The sequence below is a fragment of the Amycolatopsis sp. NPDC058278 genome (assembly GCF_042881395.1).
Classification (GTDB): Bacteria; Actinomycetota; Actinomycetes; order Mycobacteriales; family Pseudonocardiaceae; genus Amycolatopsis.
Map to the genome: position 1 here is coordinate 37,822 of NZ_JBHVXZ010000053.1, position 26,251 is coordinate 64,072.

A 26,251-nucleotide genomic window follows, 5' to 3' on the forward strand; every position below is an offset into this window, starting at 1 on the left:
CCGTCCTCCCGGTCTTCGCGGTCGTGCTGCTGCGGCGGTCCTCAGTGCGGATCACCGCGATGCTGCTCGTGCCGCCGGTCGTGGTGGAACTCGCCGTGCTCGCGCTCCCGGCGTCGAGCGCGGGCGCGGTCACGCGGCTCGAGACCGCGATGGCCACCGCGGACTTCACCCGGCGATCCGACGCACTGGCCTTGTTCGAACGCACCCAGAGCGAAAGCTGGCAGCTGTATTCGATCACCGAAGTCCTGCTGCTCGTGGCGCCGATCCTCGTGGTCGTGGTGGCCGGCTTCCTGGTGCAGCGGCGTGACGTGCTCGCGGTCGCGGCCGTCGCGGCTCCGGCGTTGCTCGCCTTCGCGGGCTGGGACTGGGCGCGATGGGGATTCCTGCTGGTCACCAACTTCGCCGTGCTGCTGTGGCTGGGCCCGCCGCGGGAGCTGCGCCCGCTGCCGCTGATCGGGGCCGCGGTGCTGCTCGCGCACCTGCCGCTGCCGTACTTCGACGCCCAGCACCCGCGTGAGCTGTCCTGGCGGGCGGTCAGCGCCTTCGCCGGTCAGGCGTTCTCGACACCCCGGGGCAACCGCACGGTGAACACGGCCCCGCCGTCGTTGTGCACCGTGAGCGATCCGCCGTGCGCCAGCACGTTCTCCCGGGCGATCGCCAGCCCGAGCCCGCTGCCCTCGGTCGCCTGACGCGCGTGGTCGCCGCGGGTGAACCGGTCGAACAGGAGCGGCAGCAGGTCTTCCGGGACGCCGGGGCCGGCGTCGGCGACCCGCACGACGACGTCCTCGCCGGTCCCGTCGAGGGCGACCGTCACCGGCGCGGCCCCGTGCCGGACGGCGTTGCTCAGCAGGTTCGCCACCACGGTGTGCACCCGCCGCGGGTCGGCGACGACCGTGACGTCCCCGCTCGCCGTCACGGCGGCCTCGACGCCGGTGACGTCGGCGGCGTCCGCGACCAGGTCGGCGAGGTCGACGGGCGCCAGCCGCAGGTCGGCCTTCCCGGCGTCGAACCGGGCGATCTCGAGGAGGTCTTCGACGAGCTTCGCCAGCCGCCGCGCCTGGGTGCCGAGGATCTCGGCGGCCCGGGTGCGGGTGGCGGGCTCGGCGTGGTCGAGGCTGTCGACGGTGGCGATCATCGAGGCGAGCGGGGTCCGCAGGTCGTGGGCCACGTCGGCGACGAACCGCCGCTGCTGGCGGTCTTTCGCGTGCAGCTCTTCGATGGATTCGCCGAGGCGGGCGGCCATCGTGTTGAACGACTCGGCGAGCGCGGCGACCTCGTCGCGGCCCTTGACCGGGACCCGCGTGCCGAGCGCACCCTTGCCCAGCTCGTCGGCGGCCGCGGACAGCGCCTTGATGGGACGGCGGATCCGGCGGCCGATCAGGAACGCGGCGCCGGCCCCCAGCACGCTCACCCCGGCCGCGGTGCGGACCAGCTTCCAGCGCAGCTCGGTCAGATCGTCGTCGAACTGGCTGAAGTCGAAGAACTGGACGAGGTGGTAGCCGGGGACGGGGAGATTCGCGTTGACCACGAACACCTTCCGGCCGGTCTGCGGCACTCTGGAGTAGGCGGTCCCGAACTGCTCGGGCCTCCGCTGGCGGAACAGCTCGTCCCGGACGGCGCTCAGCATCTCGAGCTTGTCCGGCGCCGGGATGGTCGCGGGCAGCAGGTTGCCGGGACCGACGGCGCTGCGCACGACTTCGACGGACCCACCGGGCCGTTCGGTCACCAGCGCCCAATCCGGGTCGAGGCCGAGGCGGTGGGCGACGTCGTCGAGCCACCCGGCGCTGCCCACTTTCGAGAACTGCAGGAGGATCTGCCGGTCGGCGCCGGAATTGGCCACGGCCGACACAGCGAACCGGCTCAACGCCTCGTCCGCTTGCACCTGGTATGCCGAATACGCCATGACCGCCGTCGCCGTCGTGGTCACGCCGACGATCGCCGCGACGATCCGGGTCCGCAGGCTGATGGCCGGGAGCCTCACTTCGTCACCAGGCGGTAGCCCAGGCCGCGGACCGTCCGCAGCAGCACCGGATTCGCCGGATCGTCCTCCACCTTCGCCCGCAGCCGCGCGACCGCCGCGTCGACGATCCGCGAGTCGCCGACGTAGCCGTAGTCCCAGACGCGCTTGAGCAGCACCTGGCGGCTCAGCACCTGGTTCGGGTGCTCGGCGAACTCGACGAGCAGCCGGATCTCCGTGGCGGTCAGCGCGAGTTCCTCGCCGGCGCGGGTGACGCTCATCGCGGCGGCGTCGATCGCCAGCTCGCCCACCCGGAACAGGCCGGCTTCCGGCACGGCCGGCTGCGCGCGGCGGCCGATCGCCTTGATCCGCGCGTCGAGCACGCGCGGCTCGGCCGGCTTGACCACGTAGTCGTCGGCGCCGCACTCGAGCCCGGCGACGACGTCGATCGGGTCGCCGCGGGCGGTCAGCAGCACGATCGGCAGCCGGCTGCGGGCGCGGATGCGGCGGCAGACCTCGAAGCCGTCGATACCGGGCAGCATGACGTCGAGGAGGACGAACTCGGCGTCGCCCAGCGCGGTCAGCGCGTGCTCGCCGGTAGGAGCGTGGACGACGTCGTGGCCCAACGCGCGCAACGCCAGCGAAAGCGCTTCGGCCAGCGGTTCGTCGTCCTCGACGAGCAGCAGACGCGGCACGGGCCCTCCCCGGGATGATCGTTCCGGCGAGACTAATGCAGCGCCCGGCGGCCCGGCGGTTCCCGTGCGGAACCGTCGAGCCGCCGTGCGGTTTCGTCACATCAGGCCGCCGCCACCTCGAATCCGGCCGCCTGGCCGGCGGGCCAGCCCGTGTTGCCGGTGAAGGTCAGCCGCACGAACCGCTGGGACGTCGTCGCGAAGGACACCGAGGCCGTGTTGCCGGACGCCGGGTCGAACGAGTAGCCGCGCGACCCCACCAGCGTCGTGTACGAGCCGCCGTCGGTGCTGCCGGAGATCGTCACCGTCTGGGTGCGCGCGCCCCAGGCCGAGGACGGCGGCAGGCGAAGCGTCACCTTGTTGATCGACGACGCCGTGCCCAGGTCCACCGTCAGCGTCTGCGGGAACGCGTTGTTGGCGCTCTCCCAGTAGCTGTTGGCGTCGCCGTCGTTGGCGTTCGACGGCGGGAACCCGCCCTGCTGGGACGACGAGCTGATCGCCTTCCCGCGGGCGAGGTCGGTGCCGGGCCGCGGCGGCTGCGGCGGACCCGAGTTCGGCGCGGGCCAGGTCGAGCAGTCGCCCCAGGTGCCGGTCCAGCCGTTGTTGCCCGACCCGCCGAAGGTCATGCGGGGGATCGACGCCGGGTAGGGGCAGTTGTACGTCCCGGTGACGCCGACGCCGGACGCCGTCAGGTTGCTGATCGACACCGACCCCTGCGTCTGCGCTTGCGCCACGAAGGTGCCGACGCCCTGCACGGAGACGCCGTCGATGGTGATGCCCTGGATCGGCTTGCCCGCGCCGTTGCCGTCGATGAACTGGATGGCCTCGTACGGGCTCTGGATCGCGGTGAACCCGGTGACGCGGATGGTGACGCCGGTGATCGCCTGGTCGCGCGCGTCGAACCACAGCGCGCCGACGCCGAACTGCCAGTTCGGGTCGAGCGCCCCGGCCCGCAGCGCGGTGTTGTTCGAAAGCGTGACCGTGCCCGACAGCGGCACCGAGTTGAACCGGTTCGCCACCAGGTAGCCGCCGCCGAGGGCGTTGGTGTCCTGGACCAGGTTGCCGCTCACGGTGTTGTTCGACCCGCCGTACAGCGCGATGCCGTTGGCCAGGTTGGGCTGCACGACGGTGTTGTTCGCGATGGTGTTGCCCGCGTCGGCCTGGCCGTTGGACCACAGCGCGAGCCCGTCGTCACCGTTGTTGCGCAGGTAGTTGTTGCGCAGCGTCGAGTTCGTCACGGCGCCGTCGAAGTTCACGCCGTCGGCCTGGGTGTCGAGGATGCGGTTGTTTTCGATGGTGAGATTCGAAGAAGCGCCGTTCATCAGCCACAGCCCGCACTTGGTGTCCTGGATCCACAGGCCGCTCACGACGGAGCCGGTGCCGAGGACGCCGTGGAACGCGTTGTCCGGGCTGCCGTCGTTGCGCTCGGTCACGTCACCGAAGACCGCGAAGTCGTACAGCTTGATGTTCCCGGACGCGCCGCCGTTGTTGAAGATGTTGTTGCCGTGCAGCACGGTGTACCACTGGCCCGCGCCCCGGACGGTCGTCTGGTCGATCTGCAGCGCCGAGGAGATTTCGAAGCGCCCGGACGGCACCCACACCTCGCGGCCCTGCGAGCGCGCCGCCGCCAGCGCGTTCCGGAACGCCTGCGTGTCGTCCGAGGAGTCGTTCGCGGTGGCGCCGTAGTCGGTGACCGACAGGGCGTTCGCCGGTTTCGTGCCCACGCCGCCGACCTGCTCGAAGTCGGCGAGGTCGATGGTCGCCTGGCCGACGTCACCGGAGTCGGCCTGCACCCGCACCTTCGCCCCGGCGGACAGGTTCTGGCCCAGCAGCAGCCGGGCGTCGTCGAAGAAGTGGTGCGTCTTGGCGCCGGGGATCCAGCTGGTGTCCACATAGGAATAGTGCGCGGTCACGGGCAGCGCCAGCTTGGTCCCGTTGACGGACACCGTGAGGCGGCCGGACGAGCCGTCCGGCACGCTGTAGTGGACGTTGATCGAGTTGGCCGCCGCGGGCAGCGTGAACTCGACGTACTGGCCGGTGCCGATCCGGACCGCCTGCCGCCCGGAGGCCTCCGAAGCCAAGCCGGCCTGCGTGTAGTCGGGGCCGACGGCCGAGCCGTTGGTCGCCGAGCACTCGGCCTCGACGGTCCGGAACGGCACACTCGCGCCGCCGGACGCCGTGGTGGGACAGGTCGCCGCGGCCGCCGGGGTGCCGCCGGCCAGCACGGTCAGGCCGGCCGCGGCGAGGGCCGCGGCCAGCAGCGCCGCGCGGCGCCGGGGAATGGGGGACATCGTCGTCACCTTTCTCACGGGGTTCAGGACGAATAGGCTTCGAGCTCGGACAGCTGACCCGCGGGCCAGCCGGTGTTGCCGGTGAAAGTCAGCCGGAGGGTGCGCACCGACGCCGCCGGGAAGGTCACGGTCGCGGTGTTGCCGGACGCCGGGGCGAAGGTGTAGCCCGCCGCGGCCTTGACCCCGTCGACCGAGATCGTCTGCGTGCGGGTGCCCCACGCCGAGGACGGCGGCAGCTTCAGCACCAGCCGCGAGACGGTGACCGTGCTGCCGAAGTCGACGGTCAGCGACTGCGGGAACGCGTTGTTCGTGCTCTCCCAGTACGAGTTCGCGTCGCCGTCGACGGCGTTGCCCGGCGGGAAACCACCTTGGGCGCCGGACGCGCCGACTGCCTTGTGCAGCGCCAGGTTCCCGCCCGGCTGGGTCGGCGTGGTGGTGGGCGGCGTGGTGGTGGGCGGAGTCGTCGTGCCGCCGTTGTCCGAGCCGTAGACGGGTGCCGGCCACGAGCCGCAGTAGGTCGTGGTCCAGCCCGAGTTGCCGCCCTGGTCGGCCAGGCCGCTCATCGCGTCGGGCCCCATGCAGTTGTAGACACCCGCCCGGCCGACCCCGGTCGCGACGACGTTCTTCACCGACCCCGACGGCTTCGCCTGCAGCTGCCAGGCGAACGTGCCGGCGCCGCTGATCCGGATGTCGCTGAAGTGCACGTCCGTGGTGGCGCCGTCGATGAACTGGATCGCCTCGTAGCTGTTGTCCAGCAGGTCGTTGCCGGTGACGTCGATCCGGCCGGTGATGGCCGAGTCGCGGCCGTCGAACCACAGCGCGCCGACGCCGAACTGCCAGTTCGAGTCGAGCACGCCGGTGCGGATCGCGGTGTTGCGCGCCACCGTCGTGGTGCCCGACAGCGGCACCGCGCTGAACCGGTTCGCGACGTGCAGACCACCGCCCTGGTCCTGGTTGTCGGCGACGACGTTGTCGGACACGGTGTTGTCGTGCCCGCCGTAGATCGCGATGTTGTTGGCCAGGATCGGCAGCAGCACGGTGTTGAAGGAGAACGTGTTGTGGTGGTCGGCTTGGTGCTCGGACCACATCGCCAGGCCGTCGTCGCCGGTGTTGCGCAGGAAGTTGTTCGTCACGGTGACGTTGCTGATGCCCTGGTGCAGGTTCAGCCCGTCGGCGGTCTGGTCGAGGATCCGGTTGCCGGTCACGGTGAGCCCGTCGAACGGCCCGTCGAGCCACAGCCCGACCTTCGTGTGCTGCAGCCACAGGTTCTGCACGACCGAGCCACCGCCCAGCGCGCCGCCGATCGCGTTCGACTGGTCGCAGTCGACGCGGGCGTCGACCTGGCCGATGATCGCGAAGTCGTAGAGCTTCACCGCGCTGCTGACACCGGGCACGGCGGGATTGCCGGGATACGTCGGGGTTCCGCAGCTCTCCGGTTCGCCCTTGCCGAAGATGCCCGCGCGCGGGCCGGTCAGCACCGAGTACCAGGGTCCGGCACCGCGGATCGTCACCTGGTCGACCGTGATGTGGTGGCCGAGGGTGAAGGTGCCGGACGGGATCCAGGCTTCCTTGCCCTGGCTGCGTGCCGCCGCGACCGCCGCGTCGAACGCCGCGGCGTCGTCGCTCGTGTCGCCCGCGGTGGCGCCGTAGTCGGTGACGGACACCGAGTTCGCCGGCCGGGTCGCGGCCGCGCCGACCTGCTCGAAGTCGGCGAGGTCGACGGTGACCGGCGTGACGTCGCCCGCGTCGGCCTGCAGCCTGATCTTCGTCCCGGCCGGGTAGGACGTGCCGAGCAGTGCGCGGGCCTCGTCGTAGAAGTGGTGCGCGTGACCGTCACCCGGGTTGTTGGTGAAGGGGTACGAGCCGTAGTACCAGGCCCACTTCGACGTCAGCGGGATGTCCCGGTTGTGGGCACCGCCGACGTAGAGCGAGATCGTCCCGCTCGCGGAGTCCGGGACGCTGTACCGGAAGTCGATCGAGTTCGCCGGTGCGGTGAGGGTGAACTCGACGTACTGGCCCTGGCCGGACAGCGTCACGGCCTTCCGGCCGGAGGCTTCGCCGGCGAGGGTGCCCGCGGCGCGGTTCGGGCCGATGACCGAACCGTTGGTGGCGGCGGTTTCGGCTTCTTGTTCGAGGAAGGGAACCGTCGCGCCCCGGCCGGCGGCCGGGGCCGCGTTTCCCGCGGGACCGGCGGCGATCGTGAGTCCGGCGGCGGCGATCACCGCCGTGGCGAGGGCGCCGAACCTGAATTCGGGCGCGCTGAAGACAGAGCTGGGAGACATGGGCGGCACTGGCCTTTCCGCAGCAGGTGGGGACCTCTGTGACGGGGATCATACGAATCCCGGACAAGAAATCGCAATAGTTGAACGAACTTACGCAAGTTTGCGACAGGAATTGACGGCTGCGCCGGATGTCCGACGCTCGCTTACCTCCCGCGGAGCAACGACCGGGCAGCCGCGTTCCGCTGCTAGTTTCTGGACATGAGCCAGCGACGTGCGGACGGGAGCGCCGGGGACGCCGACTACGGCGCCATCGGCGGGGTCTACACCGACTACCGCAAGCCGGATCCCCGCATCGGCCAGTACCTCGTCGACGCGCTGGGTGACGCGCGGACCGTGCTGAACGTCGGCGCGGGCGCCGGCGCGTACGAACCCGAAGACCGCGAAGTGACGGCTGTCGAGCCGTCGGCCTCGATGCGTGCGCAGCGCCCGGCGGGCCTGTCGCCGGCGGTCGACGCCGTGGCCGAGAAGCTGCCGTTCCCGGACCGGGCGTTCGAGGGCGCGATGAGCACGTTCAGCGTGCACCAGTGGAACGACCTGTGGGCCGGTCTCAAGGAGATGCGCCGCGTCACGCGCGGCCCGATCGCCATCCTGACCTGCGACCCTCAGCTGCTGCGCCGCTTCTGGCTGCTCGACTACGCGCCCGAAGTGATCGAGACCGAGGCCCGGCGCTACCCGTCGGTCGACGACATCGCCGACGGCCTCGGCGGGCACACCTCGGTGGTCGGCGTGCCGATCCCGATCGACTGCACGGACGGCTTCAACGAGGCCTACTACGCCCGCCCCGAACGCCTCCTCGACCCGGGCGCGCGGCTGTCGTGCTCGGCGTGGAGCTTCGTCGACGACCGCGTGCACCACCGCTTCGCCGCGGAACTGCAGCACGACCTCGACGACGGCACGTGGGAACGCCGCTACGGCAAGCTGCGCGAGCAGCCGACGTTCGAGGGCTCGCTCGTCCTCGTCGTCTCGGACCCCACGGCGTGACCCCGCCGCCGTTCGACCCGGAGCTGGCCGCGGTCGTCGACGAGCTGCGCGCCGGCCGGAGCCCGCTGGTGACGCTCGCCGACATCCCCGCGCGCCGCGAGGTCGTCGCGGCCGACTTCCGGACCGTCGAAGAGCTGGCGGCCGCGCACCCCGGATTCACCTTCCGCGAGGAACGCGCCGGCGATGTGCCGCTGCTGGTCGTCACCCCGGCGGACCGGGCCCCGGCCGGCGTCGTCTACCACGTGCACGGCGGCGGCCTGATCGTCGGCAGCCACCTCGGCCCGGACGTGCCGAACCTGCTGGGCTGGGCCGGCAAACTGGGCCTCGCCGTCGTCTCGCCCGGGTACCGGCTGGCGCCGGAGCACCCGTACCCGGCGGCCGTCGAGGACTGCTACGCGGGTCTGCTGTGGACGGTCGAACGGCTGGGCGTCCCGGTGATCGCCGGGATCAGCGCGGGCGGCGGCCTGGCCGCGGCGACGACCCTGCTGGCCCGCGACCGCGGCGGCCCGCTCCCGATCGGGCAGCTGCTGATCTGCCCGATGCTCGACGACCGCAACGACTCGGCGTCGGCCGTCGACCTCGACGGCCGCGGCCTGTGGGACCGGACGGCGAACCACGTCGGCTGGACGGCGTACCTGGGTGACCGCCGTGACGTCCCGGCCTACGCCGCACCGGCCCGCGCCGAGGACCTTTCCGGCCTGCCGCCGGCGTTCCTGGACGTCGGCACGGCCGAGACGTTCCGCGACGAGGTGGTCGCGTACGCGAGCCGGATCTGGCAGGCGGGCGGCGACGCCGAGCTGCACGTGTGGCCGGGCGGCTTCCACGGCTTCGACGCGCTGGTGCCCGAGGCGGCGCTCAGCCGGGCGGCCGTCGCCGCCCGGCTGACCTGGTTGCGGCGCCTGCTCAGGGATGTCTCGTAACCCGGTGAGGGCGTCGGCTGGCGACACCGTCGAAGAACCACCGCTACTCGACCAACGTGCAGGTGGCCATCGACGCCGAAACCCGGCTGGTCATCGCCACCGGCGATACGCAGCCGGGCAGCCGCGCGACTGCACCGTCCACCGCGACTCGGGCATCGCCGAGGTCCGCGCTCGCGTTGAGCACGTTCTGTCCCGGATGAAGAACTTCAAGATCCTCACCAGCAGTCGACCTACCGGGTTCGGGAACTCGCCGAGATGAGCCGCGACATCTTCGACGACCGCCGCGGTTTCGCCCACGCCAGGCGCACTCCCCTCGCCGGCAGGCCCGCCGGCCCGACTGGGCCGGAACCATCTCGTCCGCCCGGCCCACGACTCCCCATTTGAAGGCTCGTTCGCTGATCGTGGGCGCGGTCCGAACCTCCTCAGCCCGGCAAGCTACCGGGCGGGTGCGCTCTTCGCGCGGAGTGGCGCGCTCGCGTCGTGCAGGTGTTGCAGGACGTAGTAGTAGGTCTTCAGCAGCCCGCACTGAGCGTAGTCGATCCCGTGGTCGGCGCAGAACGCGCGCACGAGGGGCTGCGCGCGGCGCAGGTTGGCGCGCGGCATGCTCGGGAACAGGTGGTGCTCGATCTGGTAGTTCAACCCGCCGAGCGTGAAGTCGACCCACGGGCCGCCGCGGACGTTGCGGCTGGTGAGCACCTGCTTGCGCAGGAAGTCCAGCTGTGTCTTGTCGGTGAAGGTGGGCATGCCCTTGTGGCCCGGCGCGAACGAGCACCCCATGTAGACCCCCCACAATCCCTGGTGCACCGCGATGAACGCGACCGCCACCGGCGGGGACAACACCACGAACACCGCACCGAGGTAAACGGCGACGTGCGCGAGCAGCAATCCCGCTTCGAGCCAACGCGCTTTGACTTCGCCGCGCCACACCGCTTGGATGCCTGCCCAGTGCAGGCTCAGCCCTTCCAGCAGCAGCAACGGGAAGAACAGTGCCGCCTGGTGCTTCGAAGTCCAGCGCACGAATCCACTCTTCTCGACCGACTGGCCCCGGGTGAAGGCCAGCAGCGGGATGTCGATGTCGGGATCGTCGCCTTCGTGGTTGGGGTTGGCGTGATGACGGCTGTGCTTGCCCATCCACCAGCCGTAACTCATCCCGATGAGGCCGCCGAAGGCATAGCCGGCGCGGTCGTTGGCACGTCCGGTCCGGAAGATCTGGTTGTGGCCGGCGTCGTGGCCGAGGAACGCGATCTGGGCGAACAGCACCGCGAAGAACACCGCGGTGGCCAGCTGCCACCACGAATCACCCAGCATCGCGAACGCCACGCACCCGCCGGCCAGCGCCAGCACCGTGAGGCTGATTTTCACCGCGTAGAAGCCATACCGCCGGTCCAGCAGACCTTCTCGCCGTACCAGGCGAGCGAGATCACCGAAGTCGTTTCGCGACTTCGCGCGAACGCCGACGTCGACGCTCTCCGGAGACGCAACCATGGAAGTCCTTCCCAGTCATGGCGCCGGGGGCTGGGGCGACCACATGTTCACTACTTCGCCTGGATTCCCTGCGGACTCATGGACTAAACGAGACAGGACCGGCACCACGAGAATCGTCAGACGCCCGCCGGAACGACCGCGGGAACGACCGGCTTCCGGCGGGCACCGGGAAGCAGTTGCGGGGGACGGCGGGCCGCCAGGTCCTCGACCCAGCCGAAGGCGAGCACGGCCACGACCGTGAGGACCGCCGCTGTCGCCAGCCGAACCGGCTGGGACGACCACCCGAGCCAGTCGTCGACGGGATAGGACAGGTCGATGGCGACGTTGTGCCACAGGAAGATCGTCACCGCACGCGCGTTGAGCAGGGTCACCAGCCGGCCGAGCACCGGCGCCCGGTCGAGCCAGGCTAGCTGGGGCGACACCCGCAGGAACACGAGGATCGCGGCGGCGGAGATCAACGCCTGCCCCAGCGGGATGTCGCTGAGGTCGAACGTCCCGTCCGGCAGCGGGTGCCCCGCCGTCCACCAGGCGCCCAGTCCGACCGCGGCGGCGAACAGTCCCGCCAGCACGGCCGGGTGGATCCGGCGAAGCAACCCTTCCCGGTGGGCGAAGCCCAGCACCCAGCACGCCCCGAAGGTGACGAAATCCAGCACGCCCTCGCCGACCGGCCCCGAATCGGTCAGCGGGGAGCCCAGTACGGCGTCCACCGCGACGAAGACCAGCGGGGCGAGCACGGTGACGACCGGACGGCGGCGGAACGCGAGCAGCAGCACCGGGCTGAGCAGCACGAACCACAGGTAGGCGCGGAGGTACCACAGCGCCACCGTGAAGTCCGCACCCCAGAGACTGCCCGGCGGGTCCAGGATCGGGAACACCCAGAACACCATCCGCGGCCAGCTCAGGGCGACGTCGCCGGTGTCTTGGGCCCAGCCGTGCGCGAGCATCAGCCCGACCGCGACCAGACCGAAGAGCCACAGCGGGGGCAGCAGCCGGCGGATGCGGTGGCCGACGACGTCCACCGCGGGGGTGCGGCGCAGTGAGCTCACCATGAGGGAGCCGCCGAGCGCGAACATCACGCCCATGGACGGGAAGACGAGGCTCAGCCACCCCCAGCCCGTGGCGTGGTAGAGCACGACCCGCACCAGCGCGACCGCGCGCAGGCTGTCGAGCCAGCGGTCCCGGCGCCCCGGCGGCGAGGGTTCGGCGGCCGGAGCGACCCGTTGCTCGACCGGCTCGGCGGGCGCCACCTCGGCCCGCACGGTGGCCCGCAGGGCACCGATGCGGTGCATCCGTTGCCAGCGCACGAGAATTCCGGACACCGCCGCGCCCAGCGACTGGATGAGGACCACGTACATCAGCTGGCGGTAGACCAGCTGCTGCATCGGGATCAGCCACAGCGCGCTCTTCGGCTCGCCGTCGAGGTGGAAGGCGTACGCGGCGCCCGCGCTCTGCAGCAGCATCACCGACAGCCAAAGCACGAGCGTCGTGCCGGGATCGAGGAAGAACAGCCCGTAGACGAAGAAGACGTCGATCAGCGGTGCGGTCACCGGCAGCACGATCTGGAACGCGAGGACGTGCAGGAGCCCGAACCTGCCCAGGCGGCCCGCCGTGCCCCGCTGGAGGACCGCCCGGCGGTGCCGCCACACCGACTGCATCGTGCCGTAGGTCCAGCGGAACCGCTGCTGCCACAGCTGCCGCAGGGTCGCCGGGGCCTCGGTCCAGGCGACCGCGTCGTCCACATAGGCCATCCGCCAGCCCGCACGGCCGATCCCGATGGTCAGATCGGTGTCCTCGGCCAGGGTCAGCGAGCTCACGCCGCCGGCATCGGCGATCGCGGCACGCCGGAACGCGCCCGCGGCGCCCGGAATCGTGCAGATCGACCCGGTCAGGTCGTGCATGCGGCGGTCCACGCTGAACCCGATGACGTACTCGATGTGCTGCAGCCTGGTCAGGAAGGTGTCGCGGTTGACGATCTTCACGTTGCCCGACACCGCCCCGATCCCGGGCTGGGCGAAGGGTTGCACCAGGCGCCGGATGGTGGCGGGCTCGACCACGGTGTCCCCGTCGACCATCACGATGAGGTCGTGCCGGGCCTGCGCGACCCCGGCGTTCAGCGCGGCCGCCTTGCCCTGGTTGCGCTGGCGGAGGACCCGTACCCCGGGCAGCTCGAGCGCTTCGACGAGATCGGCGGTGCCGTCGGTGGACCCGTCGTCGACGACCACGACCTCCACCGGGTGGTCACTGGCCAGGATGGACCGCAGCGCCACTTCGATGTTGGCCGACTCGTTGTAGGCGGGCACGACGACCGAGACCGGTTCGGTCACCGGTGGTCCCCAGCTCCAGCGCGGATGGCGGCGCTGCCGGGCGTGCCTGCCCGCGTAGAAGAGCATCAGCAGCAGGCGGACGATCACCAGCACGCCGACGCCCAGCAGGATCCACTGCAGCCAGGCGACCACGGCGAGGGAAACGCCGATGGCGCCCAGCAGGACCTCACCGGTCACCCGGTCCCGGGCGGTGGCGGGCTGGTTGGCCGGGGCCATCCCGACCGAGGCGGTGACGGTGGTGAAGTGGTAGCCCTGCTCCTGCAGCCGCGGGATCAGCTGATCCAGTGCCGCGACCGTCTCGGACCGGTCGCCGCCGGCGTCGTGCATCAGCACGATCGAACCCGCGTCCGAGGGCGGCGTGGCGTTGTGCACGATCGCCGAGACCCCCGGCCGGGCCCAGTCGTCGCTGTCGGTGTCGGTGAAGACGCTGAGGTAACCGCGCGCGGCCGCGGACTGCACGGTGCGGTAGCCGAGATCGTCGACGGCGGAGACGCCGGAGGAATACGGCGGGCGGAAGAGGTTGGTCGTCAGGCCGGTGCTGCCGACGAGCACCATTTCCGTCTGGTCCAGCTCCCGGTCCATCCGCCACGGGGAGACGTCCACCAGGTCGGGGTGGGTGAAGGTGTGCAGCCCGATTTCCGAACCGGAGTCGTGGATCCTGCGGAGGAGTTCCGGATGGCGCGATGCCATCGAGCCGACGACGAAGAACGTCGCGGGCACCTGGTGCTTGCGCAGGATGGAGAGGATCTGGGGCGTCCAGGTCGGATCGGGTCCGTCGTCGAAGGTCAGGGCGATGGTCTTGGCGGCCGGTGCCCGCGAGGCCACCGGCGACCGGGTCGCGTCGACCACCGCGCCACCGTTGATCACCGCGGTGGGCACCGACGCGGTGCCCACCGGGTCGTGCGCCTTGGCGTCGTTGCTGACCTGAGAGCTCGCCAGGCCCGCGATGACGAGCATCACCGACAGCAGGGCCACCGCGATGCCCGCGAACACCCAAGGCAGCCGGAGGCGGCCTCGCCACCTCCGGCGCCCGGTCACAGCAGGTTACCGAGAAGCGACCCGACAGCCCCGGTCACGGGTGCGACCACGTCGCCGACGACCTCGAGCACGGGTGGGACGACGGACACGACCGGCGCCACCGCTGCCGGAGCGGGCGGCGGCACGACCACGGGCGGAACCACCGCTACCGGCGGAACCACCGCTACCGGCCGCGCCGGCTGAACGGGATCGGCCCGGTTCACCGGCGCCTGGCCGACGGCTGCCGGGTTCTCCGGCTGCTGGTGCACCGCGGCCGCGGGCCCGCTCGTGCCGCTCTGCGCTCCGCCTGCGGGCTGCTTTCCCTCCGGCGCGTTGCCGCTCGCCACCGGGGACAGGGGAAGCACGTTCGCCGGGATGGCGATCTGCGGCCCGGAGCTCCGGCCCGTCCCCGGCGACTGCTTCTCTCCCGGGCCGGCGGCCGGCTGGTACCCCGCACCCGGGGCAGCCGGAAGGCCGCCCGGTGCGGAATTCGCCCGGGCGTCGGCGGAGGCGGAGGTCGCCGGCTGGTTGGCCAGCAACAGCCCGGTACCGGCGATGAACGCGACCCCCGCGACGGCCAGTACCCCGGCCGAACCGCGAACCAGCAGCCGCCGGCGCCCGCTCGGATCGACGAAGACCGGATCGACGCGACGGTTCGCCTCGGCGTTGCGGGCCTGCTGACGTTTGCCGGAACCGAGTCCGGCGAACAGATCCGGACCGCGCGGATAGTGCTGGGTGACCACGGTGACTCCTTCATGAACTCGTGAATCAGGGGAATCGGTCAGGAGCCGGAGATACTCGGAAGCGGCGAGCACGACGCGCGGCTGAGCCCCCAGCGGCGCGGAAGCAGTGTGGCAACTCCACACGCCCTCTGCGTGTTGCTCTCCGTGTTCCCAGCATCCGGTCCGAGCGTGGGTGACAGCTAGGGCCTTGCGTCACATCAACTACGCCGAAGAGACCAATCTTCCGGGCTCACCACCCCCAAAAAGTGATATCATTGCCCCATTCGGCTGAACCCGGCCGCGAGGCGAAACGTCGGGCGCACCAGCCCCGACTTCCGCCGGAGGCGGACTATCGGTCACCGAATCGCTCCCCGGCGGAAGTCGGCCTACCATTCTTCAAGAGCAGCACGTCGCGGCAACCCCGGACCCCGGTGGCCGAACACGCGTCACCCGCCCACCCGGAGCAGCTGATGACCAGCGTCCAGAACACGACGAAACCCCTCATCACCCGCGAGTTCAGCCGGCGGGCGGCCGACGCCTGGATCCGCGCCGCGGACGCCGGGATCATCGACGCCGCGGAACTCGTCTGGTTGCTGGAGCACCTGCCGGCGGATCCGGCGCGGCCGAAGGTGACCGGGTGACGGCCGGGAGCCACTCCCGGCCCTCGACGGCCGACCCGGCGCCGGCGTGGGAATCCGCGGAGGTCGATCTGCCCGGCCGGATGCTGACGCTGGTCTACCGGGTCGCCTGCCAGACCGGCCATTCCCGGCGGACGAGTGCCACGTTGTGCACCCGGATCCTTTGCGCACAGCCGGATGCCACCGAATCGCGGGCGGTCGCGGACGCCGGACGGCAGGTGCGCGCCCGCGTCCTGACGGAGCTGCGCGCGGACCTGGGCCGGCGGATCGATCGGCCACGGCTGGACGCGGCACTGCGGGACGCGGTGCTGCTCGACGAAGTGACGCTGCTGCCGCCGCGCCAGCGCTTCGCCTTGTGGTCGACGGCGGTGGACCACCTCACGACGGCCGAACTAGCCACCCGCACGGGCTGGACGTCTCCCCAGATCGCCCGGCTGCTGCGGGGCGCGCTGCGCACCGTGACTTCGAAAGCCACCTTGCCCGCGTGAAAGGGCGACGCACCGGTCACGCAAAGACGACACGCCGACTCATTCCGAACCTCTCAGGCCAGTAGTCCCTGCAGTTCGTCCACCGCGTGGGTCAGTTCGCGGGCGAAGCGGTCCATCTCCGCCGAGACGTGCTTCGGCGTGCTCAGGTAGATGTTCCAGCGGTCCGGCAGCAGCACGTAGGCGATGCCGATGCACTGCGGGCTGGTCGAGCCGAAGCCGAAGTACCGGATGTTGACCGACGGCGCCGAGCTGGTGCTCAGGTAGTCGTCGCGCATCTTCAGCCAGCCCGGCGAGGTGTACAGCGCCGGGGTTTCGGTGTCCCCACGCCGTTTCCCGATCAGCTGCAGCTCCCACAGGTGCTGCTCCGGTGCGTCCCCGGCCTGGCACTCCTTCGCGCGGGCAACGTGCTTCGCCGCCGCGGCCCGGAACGCTTCGCGCTTCTCTTCCGCGGAGGCGTCGGAGGTCATGACATCGGCGAAGCGCACGACTTCCGGTGTCACGACCCGCATGGCCTCGGTCCGGCCGTTCTGGAACTGCCGGGTCGCGATCGATTCGTACGTCGCGCCGGTCAGGCCCTTCGCACGGCGGTGGGCCAGTTGGTACGCCATCTGCGCGAAGGCGTCCGGGGACATCCCCAGCTCCTTGGCCCGGTTCGCCCCGAAGTCGAACGACACGGTCGCCGTCGCCGTCGCGTCCGCGTAGGCCTTGAAGGCTTCTCGGGCGGCGCGCGCGTCTTCGCGGAGGGCGTCGGTCAGCGTGAACTCGACGACCTCGTGGCCGGGGACCCCGTCGGCCGGCTCGCGCTCCTCGCGGGAACCGCTCAACAGCGCGTCGGTGAAGCCGAGGATCGTCGTGCCGTCGAGTTCGCAGTGCTCGACGTTGATCCCCGCGGTGCCGTCCTCGAACACGATGAGCGACACGGCCTTGTCGTACCAGCGGTTGTCGCCGTACAGCAGCCGGTCGGCCGCTTCCAGTGCGTCCGCCGGCGTGAAGTCGTCCAGGCACAGGCAGAACAACGCGGTCTCGATGGTCTCCAAGGCGGCGGCGTTGCCCGCTTCGAGCAGCGAGGCCCGCGAAGCGGCCCACTCCGCGCGTGCCTTCGTCGTGAGGGGCCCGGCCGGGACGTCGGTGACGTGGTCGTCCTTGAGGATCGCGCGCAGCCCGTCGGCCAGCTGCGCCGGCGAGTGGGGCCGGCCGTCTTCGGCGAGGACGTCCATCCGGAACGGCGTGCCCTTCGAGAACACGACGATGTGCCGCTCGGGCGACGGGAACCGCGTGCGCGCGGTGTCGAGCAGCTCGCCCGGGATCCGCGTCGCCGAGAACAGGTACTTGTGCTGCACCATCGACTGCGGCGTGCCGCGCAGGAGCACCGGCGGCACGAGTTCCCGGTCCAGCTTCAGCTTGTAGTCCACGGCGGACGCCGTCAGCTCGGCCGCGCGCTCCACCTGGCCGAGCGGGGAGTCCTGGAACAGGAAGAAGAAGTTGGCGTTGAGCGCGATCCGGTCCCGGCGGCCGAGGTAGCGGTACGGCCAGAACGTGTCGAGCCAGCTGCGCACGCCCGGCGAGCGGTCGTACTCCTCGAGCCGGACCTGCAGCTCCGGCCCGGGCCCCGCCAGGAACTCCGCGACCGCGGCTTCGGTCTCGGCCAGCTCCTCCGGTGTCAGCAGCGGAGCGCACCACTCGAGGAAGCGACGGCCACTGTCCTCCAAGGTGGGGACGGGGACGCGGGGGAGCCGGTCCTCGTTGCCGAAGGTGCGGGTGGACCATTCCGGACTGCTCACGGTCATCCTTTTGATCGGGGGAGTCTCAAACTTCTTGCGGGGGTCCGGGTGGCGAAGCCCCCGGCTCGGGGCGAAGCCCCGAATGTCACAGTTCGGGGAAGCCTGCAGGACGGGATACATACAGCTGCGCGTAGAGCCACCCGTCGGACTCCAGTCCGGTGGGGTCGACCCCGGCCGCGCTCAACGTGTCCAGGATCTGCGTCTGCTCCTCGGCGGAGGCGAACTGCCGCTGCCGGAAGACGCCTTCGACGCTCGTCGTCTCGTACCCCAGCTCGGCCAGGCTTTCGGCGATCGGCTCGTAGGAGAACATCCGCAGCACGAAGTGCGCCATCCACGGCCGCGCGCCGCGGGCGACCCGGTTGAGGGTCTTCTCGGTGACGTACCCGACGCAGCCGGTCGAGATCACGAGGTCGACGTCGTCCAGCAGCTTCTGCTGGGTGCCGTCCGGGTCGTCGCGTTCGAGGTCCGCGTGGATCGCTTCGTCGAGGAACCCGGCGGAAAGCGCGTACTCGAGCGCCGGGGCCGAGCTGTCCAGGCCGTAGAACCGCGGGTTGCCACTTCGGACGCGCGCCCGGTCCGTTTCGACCAGCGCCGCGTGATCCAGCGCGCGCACGGCCGGATCCGTGTAGTGGGCATAGAGGTCGTCCATCGTCGCTTCGCAGCGCTGCAAGGCCGCGTTGACGCCGTACGAGCAGCCGACATCGAGCACGGTCGGCCGCTCGGCGGGGTGCTCGGCGATCAGCCGCGCGAAGTACGGCTTCGCCAGCTGCGGGATGTGGTAGCCGACGCGCTTCAGCGTGCCGAAGAACGGACGCGGGTCGGGCGCGGTGTAGATGTGGTCGAACGAGATCTTGCCGGTCGAGTCGAAAGGCACGGGCCAGGCTCCTGATCCAGTCGAGTGAGCTAGTCGAGCAGCTCGTCGCCGCGGGTGGCGCGCTCCGCGAGGTGGGCGGGCAGGACGCGGCCGAACAGCTGGCGGGTCCGCTCCGCGCTGCCGATCACGCCAGGACGCTCGCTGTAGGCGAAGATCGCGGAGTGCCGCGCGATCGCGCCCTCCACGGTACTGACCCGGTGCAGCGCGAAGCGTCCTTTGAACAGCTGGAGATCACCGGGCCGCAGGTCCAGGCGCCGGACCAGCCGGGTGTCGCCGGCCAGCACCGAGCGCACGGCGGCGAAGTTCTCGTCCGCGGCGGACCGGATGTTCGGGCAGTACTCGAACGTGCCGCCGTCGGCCGCGGCCTGCGTCAGCATGCTGACGGTGTGGGTGTTCGTGTCGAAGTGCCACGGGTGCGCACGGCCGGGCGCGATCACGTTGAGCGTCAGCCCGGACAGCGGGTCGGCGAGTTCGTGCAGCTCCGGCAGCCCGAAGCAGTCCGCGACGAACCGCCGGAACAGCGGGCTGGTGTAGAGCCGGCCGATGATCGACGACGCCGGGATGTGGTCGCGCGCGACGAAGGCGTTGCCGCGTTCCATGATCGTCCGGCCGGGGTGGCCTTCGGGCAGCGGCTCGCCGATCGCGGTGTTGTAGGCGTTGACCTTTTCGATCTTCGTGTAGGCGTGCGGTTCGAGCGCCGCGCACTCTTCGCGCAGCACGTCGTGCAGCTCGGGGCGGATGAAGTCGGCGAGCACGCTGCAGCCGGCCTCGGCCAGCTCGGCGCGGGTGCGGCCGACCGTCTCCCGCCAGGCGGGGCGGTCCGGATCGGTGAGCGGGTAGCGGTCGGTGTCGACCATTTCCAGTGGCGCTACCGAGGTGCTCATCGTCGAGGTCCCTTCCGGCGGGTGAAGGAACAGAGGTAGCACAAAATCCCGCTGGTCAACCGTCGGTTTGTGAGCGGTGACACACGGTCGTCAATTGCCGATCCGGCTGGCCCACGCGCTGAGCTTGACCGTGTCGGTGGTGCCGAGGTCGGTCTCCAGGGGCTGCTTCTGCGCGGGTTCGCCCGGAAGCGGGACCACCGAAATCGCGGCGCCGGTGTGCTTGTCGCCGCTGGTGACCGTCGCCGACCAGGCGAGCACCGACAGCGCCTTTTCGCCCGGCTGGAGCGTGAGGTCCTGCGGGCCCGGATCGGGCGCGAAGTAGGAAGTCTCGTGCAGGACCTGGACGTCGAGCGGCGCACCGTCGCCCGCCAGGATCTTCAGGTCCGGGTAGCCGGTGACCTTGCGCGGCGCGGCGTCGCGGTTGGTCAGGGTCAGGACGCTGGCGCGGTGCCCGAGCCCGGCTTCGACCTGACCGACCGAAAGGGACAGCCCGCTCGACGGCGGCGGCGCGTACGTCGGGCTCGGTGCCGTGGTGGGCACCGGCGCGGGCGGCGGCGGAGTGCTGCAACCCGCGAGAAGCGCGACGACGAGAAGTGGTGCGAAACGAGAAACCCCCATGCGGCGCAAGGGTAGCGGGCGCCCCGGAAGGCGCCCGCCCCACCTCACGGAGTCAGCAGCGGCAGGAGCGGCTTGCGCACCTGCGTCGCGACGCCGTCCGAAGCCTCCGCCGCGGCGAGCCGCTCGGCCAAGGGCCGTCCGTAGCCCGTCGTGCGCTGCACCAGCGGCCGGCCCAGCGGCTCGACCATCGCCCGCATGTCGCTGATCGTCTTGTACGACCCGTTCGACGCGCCGGCCATCCGGCTGATCGTCTCCTCCATCAGCGTGCCGCCGATGTCGTTGACGCCGCCCTGCAGCACCGCGCGGCTGCCCTCGGTGCCGAGCTTCACCCAGGAGCTCTGGATGTTGTCGATCATCCCGTGCAGCAGCAGCCGGGCCAGCGCGTGCACCGCCCGGTTCTCGTTCTGCGTCGCGCCCGGGCGGGCCAGGCCGGCGAGGTAGATCGGCGAGCTCTGGTGGATGAACGGCAGCAGCACGAACTCGCTGAACCCGCGCCGCCCGTGCTTCTCCAGGCCTTCGCGCTGCAGCCGCGCGAGCAGCTTCAGGTGCGCGACCCAGTGCGCGGGGGTGTCGACGTGGCCGTACATCATCGTGGACGTCGTCGGCAGCCCGACCTCGTGCGCGGTCGTGACGACCTTGATCCACTCCGACGTCGGCAGCTTGCCCTTGGTGAGCACCCAGCGGACGTCGTCGTCGAGGATCTCCGCGGCCGTGCCCGGCAGCGAGTCGACGCCGGCTTCCTTGGCCTTGATGAGCCAGTCCTTCAGCGACAGGTTGGTCCGCGAAGCGCCGTTCACGACCTCCATCGGGCTGTAGGAGTGCAGGTGGATCTCCGGCTGACGGCGCTTGACCTCGGCCGCGAGGTCGAAGTACGCGGTGCCCGGCAGGTCCGGGTGGATGCCGCCCTGCATGCAGATCTCGGTGGCACCGGCGGCCCATGCCTCGTCGACGCGGTCGCCGACCTGCTCCAGCGAGAGCGTGTACGCGTCGGCGTCGGTGCGACGCTGCGCGAAGGCGCAGAAGCGGCAACCCGTGTAGCAGACGTTCGTGAAGTTGATGTTCCGCGTGACGACGAACGTGACGTCGTCCCCGACCGTCTCCCGCCGCAGGTCGTCGGCGAGCTTCGTGAAGGCGTCCAGCTCCTTGCCCTCGGCCGACAGCAGTGCGAGGGCGGCGTCGTCGGACAGCCCGGCGGGGTCCTTTTCCGCGCTGCGCAAGGCTTCCAGGACGGTGGAGTCGAACTTCTGCGGCCCGGTCTTGATCCGGTCGCCGATCTCCTTCCAGTCCCCGTAGACCGAGTCGAAGTCACTGCGGCGGTCTTCGGTGCGGCCGGTGGTGTCGATCTCGGTGTGCAGGTCGGTGCGCCCGGATTCCTGCCAGCCGCCGTCCGGCTCCTGCCACGGGATGCCGACCGGCATCGCGCCCTCGCGGGCCATCCCGGTCTCGTAGTCGACGAGCGCGGCGACGTGCCGCGTGATCCGCGGGTCCAGCCACGGCTCGCCGGCCTTGACGTACTCCGGGTAGATGGTGAGCCGTTCCTTGAGCTCGAAGCCGGCCTTCTCGGTGCGCCGGGCGAGCTCGTCGATCTGCGGCCACGCGCGTTCGGGGTTGACGTGGTCCGGCGTCAGCGGCGAGACACCACCCCAGTCGTCGATACCCGCGCGGATCATCAGGTCGTACTGGTTGCCGATCAGGTTCGGCGGCGCCTGGATGCGCATCTTCGGGCCGAGCACCAGCCGCGCCACGGCGATGTTCGCGGCGAGCTCTTCGAGGTCGGCGTCCGGCGTCGCGCGCATCTTCGTGTCCGGCTTGGCCCGGAAGTTCTGCACGATGACTTCCTGGATGCCGCCGTAGGTCTTGGCGACCTTGCGGATCTCGAACAGCGCGTCCGCGCGCTCCTCGAACGTCTCGCCGATGCCGATCAGGACACCGGTGGTGAACGGGACGCTGCTGCGCCCGGCGTCTTCGAGCACGCGCAGCCGGACCGCGGGTTCCTTGTCGGGCGAGCCGTAGTGCGGGCCGCCCTTCTCGCTCCACAGCCGGGTCGCCGTCGTCTCCAGCATCATGCCCATCGACGGCGCGACCGGCTTGAGCCGCTGGAAGTCCTGCCAGGTCAGCACGCCCGGGTTGAGGTGCGGCAGCAGGCCGGTCTCCTCCAGCACCCGGATCGCCATCGCGCGGACGTAGGACAGCGTGTCGTCGTAGCCGTGGGCGTCCAGCCAGTCGCGGGCGGCCTTCCACCGGTCCTCGGGCCGGTCGCCGAGCGTGAAGAGGGCTTCCTTGCAGCCCATCTCGGCACCCTTGCGGGCGATGTCGAGGACCTCGTCGGGGGACAGGAACGGCGATTCGAGCCGGCCGGGCACGGTGACGAACGTGCAGTAGCCGCAGCGGTCGCGGCACAGCCGGGTCAGCGGGATGAACACCTTCTTGCTGTAGGTGATGACGCCGGCGCGCCCGGCCTCGGCCAGGCCCGCGTCGCGGGTGCGCGAGGCGTACTCGGACAGCTGGGTGAGGTCGTCACCGCGGGCGTGCAGCAGGACGCTCGCTTCGGCTACGTCGAGTGTCTTCCCGTCACGCGCCCGGGCGAGCGCGCGGCGCATCGCGGAGGCGGTCGGGGTGGTCGCGTCGGGTTCGGGTCCCATTCCACCCACGCTAGGACCGCCGTCGCGGGACCAGCCAGGGTGCGTTCCGCACCTGTCTGGTCGTCATTCTGCACCCGATCGTCGTCGCAGGTCAGCGGGCCGACGGGGTTGTCGATCAGTCGTCCGGCGTGTATTACCTAAAGGGTGGCATCGGTGGTCGGCAAGAAGATCGGCGGACGGACCTACTACTACCTGGCGGAGTCGGCCCGGGTCGACGGCAAACCGCGCGTGGTGACCCAGCGTTATCTCGGCACGGCCGACGAGATCGCCCGCGCCGTCCCGGGCGGCGAGCCGGCGTCGGCTTCGTACCGCACGTACGGCGACGTCGCCGCGGTCTGGGCGACGCTTTCGCGTCTGGACTTCGTCCGCCGTGTCGACGACGTCGTGCGCTCGAAGCCGGGCTTGGGGCTGACCCTCGCCGTCGCGGTGCTGCACCGCGCGACGGCTCCGGAGACGCCGATCGCCCAGTGGTGGGCTTCCGGGCCGGCCGCGGACCTGGTGCGGCCCCGGCTGTCCACGGTGGACGGCATGTGGCGGGCCCTCGAACGCCTCACCCCGGAACGCATCGCGGGCATCGAGGAAGCCGTCGCCGCCGCGGTCCTGGACACCCTGGACGACCACGCGGCGCTCGCCGTCGACGTCCCGCAGTTCGCCGCGTTCGCCCCGGCGGACTGCACGCTGCCGTCGGCCTGCCGGGGCGTGCTCGCCGGAGCGGGCCTGCGGGTGACCCGCGACGGCGCGATCCCCCTGGCGTCGCGGCTCTACCGGCGCGACGACGGGACGGCGCCGACCTTCGCTTCGCTGATGGCGGGGCTGGGCCCGGCCACGCTGGTCTTCCACGCCGGTCAGGCGGCCCAGCTGGACCTGGGCTCGCGCAGCGGCTTCGTGGGGTCGCTGCCGCTGACCGACCACCCGGAGCTGCTGACCCAGCCCGCGTCCGCGCGCAAGCGCGTCGACCCCGGGCGCTTCGCCGGGCTCACCGCGCTGGACACGCACGCGGTCGTCGACGGCGTCCGGCGGCGGGTGATTCTGACCCATTCGGCGACACTGCACGCGGCGCAGTCCCGCGCGTTCGCCGACGAGCTGGCCACCGCGACCCGCGAGCTCGACGGGCTCGCGGAGGCCCTGGCGGCGGGCACCCACCGCGGCGACCGTGCGCAGGTCCACGCCGAAATCGGGCGCGTGACCCGCGGCCGGCGCATCGAGCGCGTGCTCACCGCCGTCCTGAGCGGGAACCGGCCCGGCGAGATCCGGGTGGACCGCCGGATCGACACGGCCGCGCTGGCCCGGCTGGACGAGGAGTTCTTCGGCAAGCAGGTGCTGGTCACCGACCGGGACTGGCCCATCGGGGACGTGGTCACCGCCTACCGGGCCCGGACCCACCTCGAATCGACGTTCCGCTGGCTCACCGGCCCCGCCGTCACCGGCCCGACCCCGCGCTGGGAGTGGACGCGGCAGCGGATCGCGGCACACGGGCTCGTCTCGGTGCTCGCCGCGACCGTCACCCACCTGATGCGGCGCGAGGCCGACCGGGCGGGGATGAACCTGTCGGTCCGGGAGCTGCTGGACCAGCTCGCGAGCATCGGCGAGCTGGTCCTGCGATATCCGTCGACCGGCGGGCGGCCGCGGGCGAAACGCCTGCTGACCGAGCTGGACCCGGCTCAGCAGGCGTTGTTCTCCCTCTTTCAGGACTCCCGGTAGATCTGCAGCGCCGAGAAGCTCTGGACCACCGGCATCAGCTCGATGACGTTGATGTTCACGTGCTTCGGCTGGCTCGCGGCCCAGTGGACGGACTCGGCGACGTCGTCGGCGGTCAGCGGGGTCGTGCCTTCGTAGACCTTGTCGGCCTTGGCCTGGTCGCCGTCGAAGCGGACCTTCGAGAAGTCCGTGCCGCCGACCATGCCCGGCTCGATGGTGGTGACGCGCACGCCGGTGCCGTGCAGGTCGCTGCGCAGGTTGAGGCTGAACTGGTGGACGAACGCCTTGGTCGCGCCGTAGACGTTGCCGCCGGGGTAGGGGTAGGTGCCGGCGATCGAGCCGATGTTGATCACGTGCCCGCGGCCGCGCTCGACCATGCCCGGGAGCAGCGCACGCGTGACGTGCGTGAGGCCGCGGACGTTGGTCGCGATCATCTCGTCCCAGTCCTGCAGGTCCGCCTTGTGGGCGGGCTCGAGGCCCTTGGCCAGGCCGGCGTTGTTGACCAGGACGTCCACCTCCCGCCAGCTCTGCGGGAGGCCTTCGACGGCGCTTTTGACCGCCTCGGGGTCGCTGACGTCGAGTTTCACCGGCAGGACGGCGTCGCCGAGCTCGCCGGCCAGCTTTTCCAGCTTGTCCTGGCTCCGGGCGACGGCGATCACGCGGGCGCCCTCGGCGGCGAACCGGCGCGCGATGGCGTCACCGAAGCCGGCGCTCGCGCCGGTCACGAACACGGTCTGCTGGGTCATGGGGTCGCTCCGCTGTCGTTCAGGAAGGTGCTGAGTGCCTCGTCGAACTCGGTCTCGCGCTCCAGGTTAGGCAGGTGGCCCGCGCCCTCGACGACCACCAGGGTGGCAGCCTTCGTCTTCCGGTGGATGAGCTCGGCGTCGGCGACGGGGGTGAACTCGTCCTCGCTGCCGACGACGACCAGGGTGGGGACGGCGATGTCGCTCAGTCCCGGCGTGTAGTCGGGGCGCTCGGCGCGGCCCCTCAGCGCGGCTGCGGCTCCCGCCGCGGGCGCGTTGCGCATCATCCTGAGGACGTGCGCCTCGACGTCCGGCCGGGTCGCCCGGGTCTGCTTCGAGATCATCTTGGGCAGGAGCTCCTCGGCGTAGCGCGCCATGCCTTCCGCGCTGATCCGGTCGGCGGTGTCGTAGCGGGCTTGCTTGGCTTCGGGGGTGTCGAGGCCCGCGAAGGTGTCGGCCAGGACGAGAGCGGTGACGCGCTCGGGGTGGTCCGCCACGAGTTGCATGACGATCTGGCCGCCCATGGAGAGGCCGCCGAGGACGAACCGGTCCAGCTCCAGGTGGTCGGCCAGCTCGACGAGGTCTCCGGCGAAGACGTCGAGGCCGGTCTTCGTGCCTGGGGTGCGGGACTCGCCGTAGCCGCGGAGGTCGGGGGTCACGACGCGGTAGCCGCTGCCCGCCAGGTGCTGGGCTTGGGGCCGCCACATCGAGCGGTCGAAGGGGTGGCCGTGGACGAGGAGGACCGGTCGCCCGTTCTTCGGGCCGAGGTCGTCGTGCGCGAGTCTCATGCGGCCGACGCTAGGCGGAGCTTTACCGCGGAGCAATACGGCGCAATGTAGTCGGAGCAATATTCTTTCGGTGGCGCTCCCGGCGGGTTCGGGGCAGACTGAGGCCGGGACGGGCTCCGTCATGGGGTCTGACCTGTGCTGATCTTGTTAAGGGACCCCCCTGTTTCGGGCCCTTTCGGGGCATGTAAAGTTCTCCAAGTCGCCAGGGAAACCGGGTGGCCACCGGGACACGAACCAAGCTCTCGCGGATTGCGATTGAGTGGGTGTCCCACCAAAAACTGCTAGGAATACTCGCTTCGGGTAAGGCCGCTTGACGGCGGTGCGACTCGGGGTGTGTTGCTTGAGAACTCAACAGTGTGCTAGTGAACTAAGCCAGTAGAGCTTATGTATTGAACCTCGTATGAGGTTCCTTTGAGAGCAAGTATT

At 70.9% G+C, this 26,251-nt stretch carries 19 protein-coding genes and 1 pseudogene; 6 read left to right on the forward strand and 14 right to left on the reverse strand.

Features of this window, described 5'->3' with window-relative positions; all coding sequences use genetic code 11:
* Positions 1-550: 550 nt before the first annotated feature.
* From ACFVYA_RS26380 to ACFVYA_RS26395, 4 genes are all read right to left on the reverse strand, one after another.
* A complete protein-coding gene (locus ACFVYA_RS26380) occupies positions 551-1,981 on the reverse strand; it encodes a sensor histidine kinase (RefSeq protein ID WP_387048696.1) in 1,431 nt (476 codons plus the stop codon).
* Positions 1,978-2,652 carry a winged helix-turn-helix domain-containing protein gene (locus ACFVYA_RS26385; protein ID WP_387048697.1) on the reverse strand — a complete coding sequence of 225 codons (675 nt, stop codon included), beginning with the start codon at positions 2,650-2,652 and terminating at the stop codon, positions 1,978-1,980. Before ACFVYA_RS26385 ends, ACFVYA_RS26380 begins: the two co-directional genes overlap by 4 nt.
* 101 nt (positions 2,653-2,753) lie before the next feature.
* A complete protein-coding gene (locus ACFVYA_RS26390; RefSeq protein WP_387048698.1) occupies positions 2,754-4,940 on the reverse strand; it encodes a discoidin domain-containing protein in 2,187 nt (728 codons plus the stop codon).
* 23 nt (positions 4,941-4,963) lie between these two features.
* Positions 4,964-7,222: a discoidin domain-containing protein gene (locus tag ACFVYA_RS26395; RefSeq protein WP_387048699.1), complete on the reverse strand. Its 2,259-nt coding sequence runs from the start codon at positions 7,220-7,222 to the stop codon at positions 4,964-4,966.
* Between the two features lie 198 nt (positions 7,223-7,420).
* Here ACFVYA_RS26395 and ACFVYA_RS26400 point away from each other — a divergent pair, with 198 nt between their 5' ends.
* From ACFVYA_RS26400 to ACFVYA_RS26410, 3 genes and pseudogenes are all read left to right on the forward strand, one after another.
* Complete coding sequence (locus ACFVYA_RS26400; protein ID WP_387048701.1) at positions 7,421-8,203, forward strand: class I SAM-dependent methyltransferase; 783 nt, start codon at positions 7,421-7,423, stop codon at positions 8,201-8,203.
* On the forward strand, positions 8,200-9,123 hold the full coding sequence (locus ACFVYA_RS26405) for an alpha/beta hydrolase (protein WP_387048703.1): 924 nt from the start codon (positions 8,200-8,202) through the stop codon (positions 9,121-9,123). The genes ACFVYA_RS26400 and ACFVYA_RS26405 overlap by 4 nt, the downstream gene beginning before the upstream one ends.
* A gap of 14 nt (positions 9,124-9,137) precedes the next feature.
* Positions 9,138-9,352: pseudogene (locus ACFVYA_RS26410) on the forward strand (IS5/IS1182 family transposase); the annotation flags it as partial.
* Positions 9,353-9,558: 206 nt separating this feature from the next.
* On the opposite strand, the gene ACFVYA_RS26415 reads toward ACFVYA_RS26410, so the two are convergent.
* The 3 genes from ACFVYA_RS26415 to ACFVYA_RS26425 form a co-directional block, all read right to left on the reverse strand.
* The gene (locus ACFVYA_RS26415; protein WP_387048704.1) at positions 9,559-10,608 is read right to left on the reverse strand and encodes a fatty acid desaturase family protein; all 1,050 of its coding nucleotides are present in this window, start codon (positions 10,606-10,608) and stop codon (positions 9,559-9,561) included.
* Between the two features lie 116 nt (positions 10,609-10,724).
* Complete coding sequence (locus tag ACFVYA_RS26420; RefSeq protein ID WP_387048706.1) at positions 10,725-13,925, reverse strand: glycosyltransferase; 3,201 nt, start codon at positions 13,923-13,925, stop codon at positions 10,725-10,727.
* A 41-nt stretch (positions 13,926-13,966) separates the two neighbouring features.
* Positions 13,967-14,692 (reverse strand): hypothetical protein, encoded by a 726-nt coding sequence (locus ACFVYA_RS26425; protein WP_387048708.1) that lies wholly within the window; start codon positions 14,690-14,692, stop codon positions 13,967-13,969.
* A gap of 449 nt (positions 14,693-15,141) precedes the next feature.
* Between ACFVYA_RS26425 and ACFVYA_RS26430 the strand changes: the two genes are divergently transcribed.
* Complete coding sequence (locus tag ACFVYA_RS26430; protein ID WP_387048710.1) at positions 15,142-15,312, forward strand: hypothetical protein; 171 nt, start codon at positions 15,142-15,144, stop codon at positions 15,310-15,312.
* The gene (locus ACFVYA_RS26435; RefSeq protein WP_387048712.1) at positions 15,309-15,797 is read left to right on the forward strand and encodes a hypothetical protein; all 489 of its coding nucleotides are present in this window, start codon (positions 15,309-15,311) and stop codon (positions 15,795-15,797) included. Before ACFVYA_RS26430 ends, ACFVYA_RS26435 begins: the two co-directional genes overlap by 4 nt.
* 53 nt (positions 15,798-15,850) lie before the next feature.
* Here the strand turns inward: ACFVYA_RS26435 and ACFVYA_RS26440 are convergent, their stop codons facing one another.
* The 5 genes from ACFVYA_RS26440 to ACFVYA_RS26460 form a co-directional block, all read right to left on the reverse strand.
* Positions 15,851-17,584, reverse strand: a complete 1,734-nt coding sequence (locus ACFVYA_RS26440) for a choline/carnitine O-acyltransferase (protein WP_387048714.1) — start codon at positions 17,582-17,584, stop codon at positions 15,851-15,853.
* Positions 17,585-17,663: 79 nt separating this feature from the next.
* The gene (locus tag ACFVYA_RS26445) at positions 17,664-18,452 is read right to left on the reverse strand and encodes a class I SAM-dependent methyltransferase (RefSeq protein ID WP_387048716.1); all 789 of its coding nucleotides are present in this window, start codon (positions 18,450-18,452) and stop codon (positions 17,664-17,666) included.
* A gap of 29 nt (positions 18,453-18,481) precedes the next feature.
* Complete coding sequence (locus tag ACFVYA_RS26450; protein WP_387048718.1) at positions 18,482-19,336, reverse strand: arpA protein; 855 nt, start codon at positions 19,334-19,336, stop codon at positions 18,482-18,484.
* Positions 19,337-19,426: 90 nt separating this feature from the next.
* A complete protein-coding gene (locus ACFVYA_RS26455; RefSeq protein WP_387048720.1) occupies positions 19,427-19,954 on the reverse strand; it encodes a DUF4232 domain-containing protein in 528 nt (175 codons plus the stop codon).
* 44 nt (positions 19,955-19,998) lie between these two features.
* The gene (locus ACFVYA_RS26460; protein ID WP_387048722.1) at positions 19,999-22,596 is read right to left on the reverse strand and encodes a bifunctional FO biosynthesis protein CofGH; all 2,598 of its coding nucleotides are present in this window, start codon (positions 22,594-22,596) and stop codon (positions 19,999-20,001) included.
* Positions 22,597-22,749: 153 nt separating this feature from the next.
* Here ACFVYA_RS26460 and ACFVYA_RS26465 point away from each other — a divergent pair, with 153 nt between their 5' ends.
* Complete coding sequence (locus tag ACFVYA_RS26465; protein WP_387048730.1) at positions 22,750-24,297, forward strand: transposase; 1,548 nt, start codon at positions 22,750-22,752, stop codon at positions 24,295-24,297.
* Here the strand turns inward: ACFVYA_RS26465 and ACFVYA_RS26470 are convergent.
* Entirely contained in the window at positions 24,282-25,040 is a 759-nt protein-coding gene (locus tag ACFVYA_RS26470) for an SDR family oxidoreductase (RefSeq protein ID WP_387048724.1), read from the reverse strand. The two genes, ACFVYA_RS26465 and ACFVYA_RS26470, sit on opposite strands and share 16 nt — an antisense overlap.
* Positions 25,037-25,825 (reverse strand): alpha/beta fold hydrolase, encoded by a 789-nt coding sequence (locus tag ACFVYA_RS26475; protein ID WP_387048726.1) that lies wholly within the window; start codon positions 25,823-25,825, stop codon positions 25,037-25,039. The genes ACFVYA_RS26470 and ACFVYA_RS26475 overlap by 4 nt, the downstream gene beginning before the upstream one ends.
* Positions 25,826-26,251: the final 426 nt, after the last annotated feature.

Excerpts from the sequence above, each read along its gene's own strand:
- ACFVYA_RS26390 (WP_387048698.1), bottom strand. The coding sequence starts at position 4,940 with ATGTCCCCCATTCCCCGGCGCCGCGCGGCGCTGCTGGCCGCGGCCCTC.
- ACFVYA_RS26395 (WP_387048699.1), bottom strand. The coding sequence starts at position 7,222 with ATGTCTCCCAGCTCTGTCTTCAGCGCGCCCGAATTCAGGTTCGGCGCC.
- ACFVYA_RS26400 (WP_387048701.1), top strand. The coding sequence starts at position 7,421 with ATGAGCCAGCGACGTGCGGACGGGAGCGCCGGGGACGCCGACTACGGC.
- ACFVYA_RS26415 (WP_387048704.1), bottom strand. The coding sequence starts at position 10,608 with ATGGTTGCGTCTCCGGAGAGCGTCGACGTCGGCGTTCGCGCGAAGTCG.
- ACFVYA_RS26430 (WP_387048710.1), top strand. The coding sequence starts at position 15,142 with ATGACCAGCGTCCAGAACACGACGAAACCCCTCATCACCCGCGAGTTC.
- ACFVYA_RS26440 (WP_387048714.1), bottom strand. The coding sequence starts at position 17,584 with ATGACCGTGAGCAGTCCGGAATGGTCCACCCGCACCTTCGGCAACGAG.
- ACFVYA_RS26450 (WP_387048718.1), bottom strand. The coding sequence starts at position 19,336 with ATGAGCACCTCGGTAGCGCCACTGGAAATGGTCGACACCGACCGCTAC.
- ACFVYA_RS26455 (WP_387048720.1), bottom strand. The coding sequence starts at position 19,954 with ATGGGGGTTTCTCGTTTCGCACCACTTCTCGTCGTCGCGCTTCTCGCG.
- ACFVYA_RS26460 (WP_387048722.1), bottom strand. The coding sequence starts at position 22,596 with ATGGGACCCGAACCCGACGCGACCACCCCGACCGCCTCCGCGATGCGC.
- ACFVYA_RS26470 (WP_387048724.1), bottom strand. The coding sequence starts at position 25,040 with ATGACCCAGCAGACCGTGTTCGTGACCGGCGCGAGCGCCGGCTTCGGT.
- ACFVYA_RS26475 (WP_387048726.1), bottom strand. The coding sequence starts at position 25,825 with ATGAGACTCGCGCACGACGACCTCGGCCCGAAGAACGGGCGACCGGTC.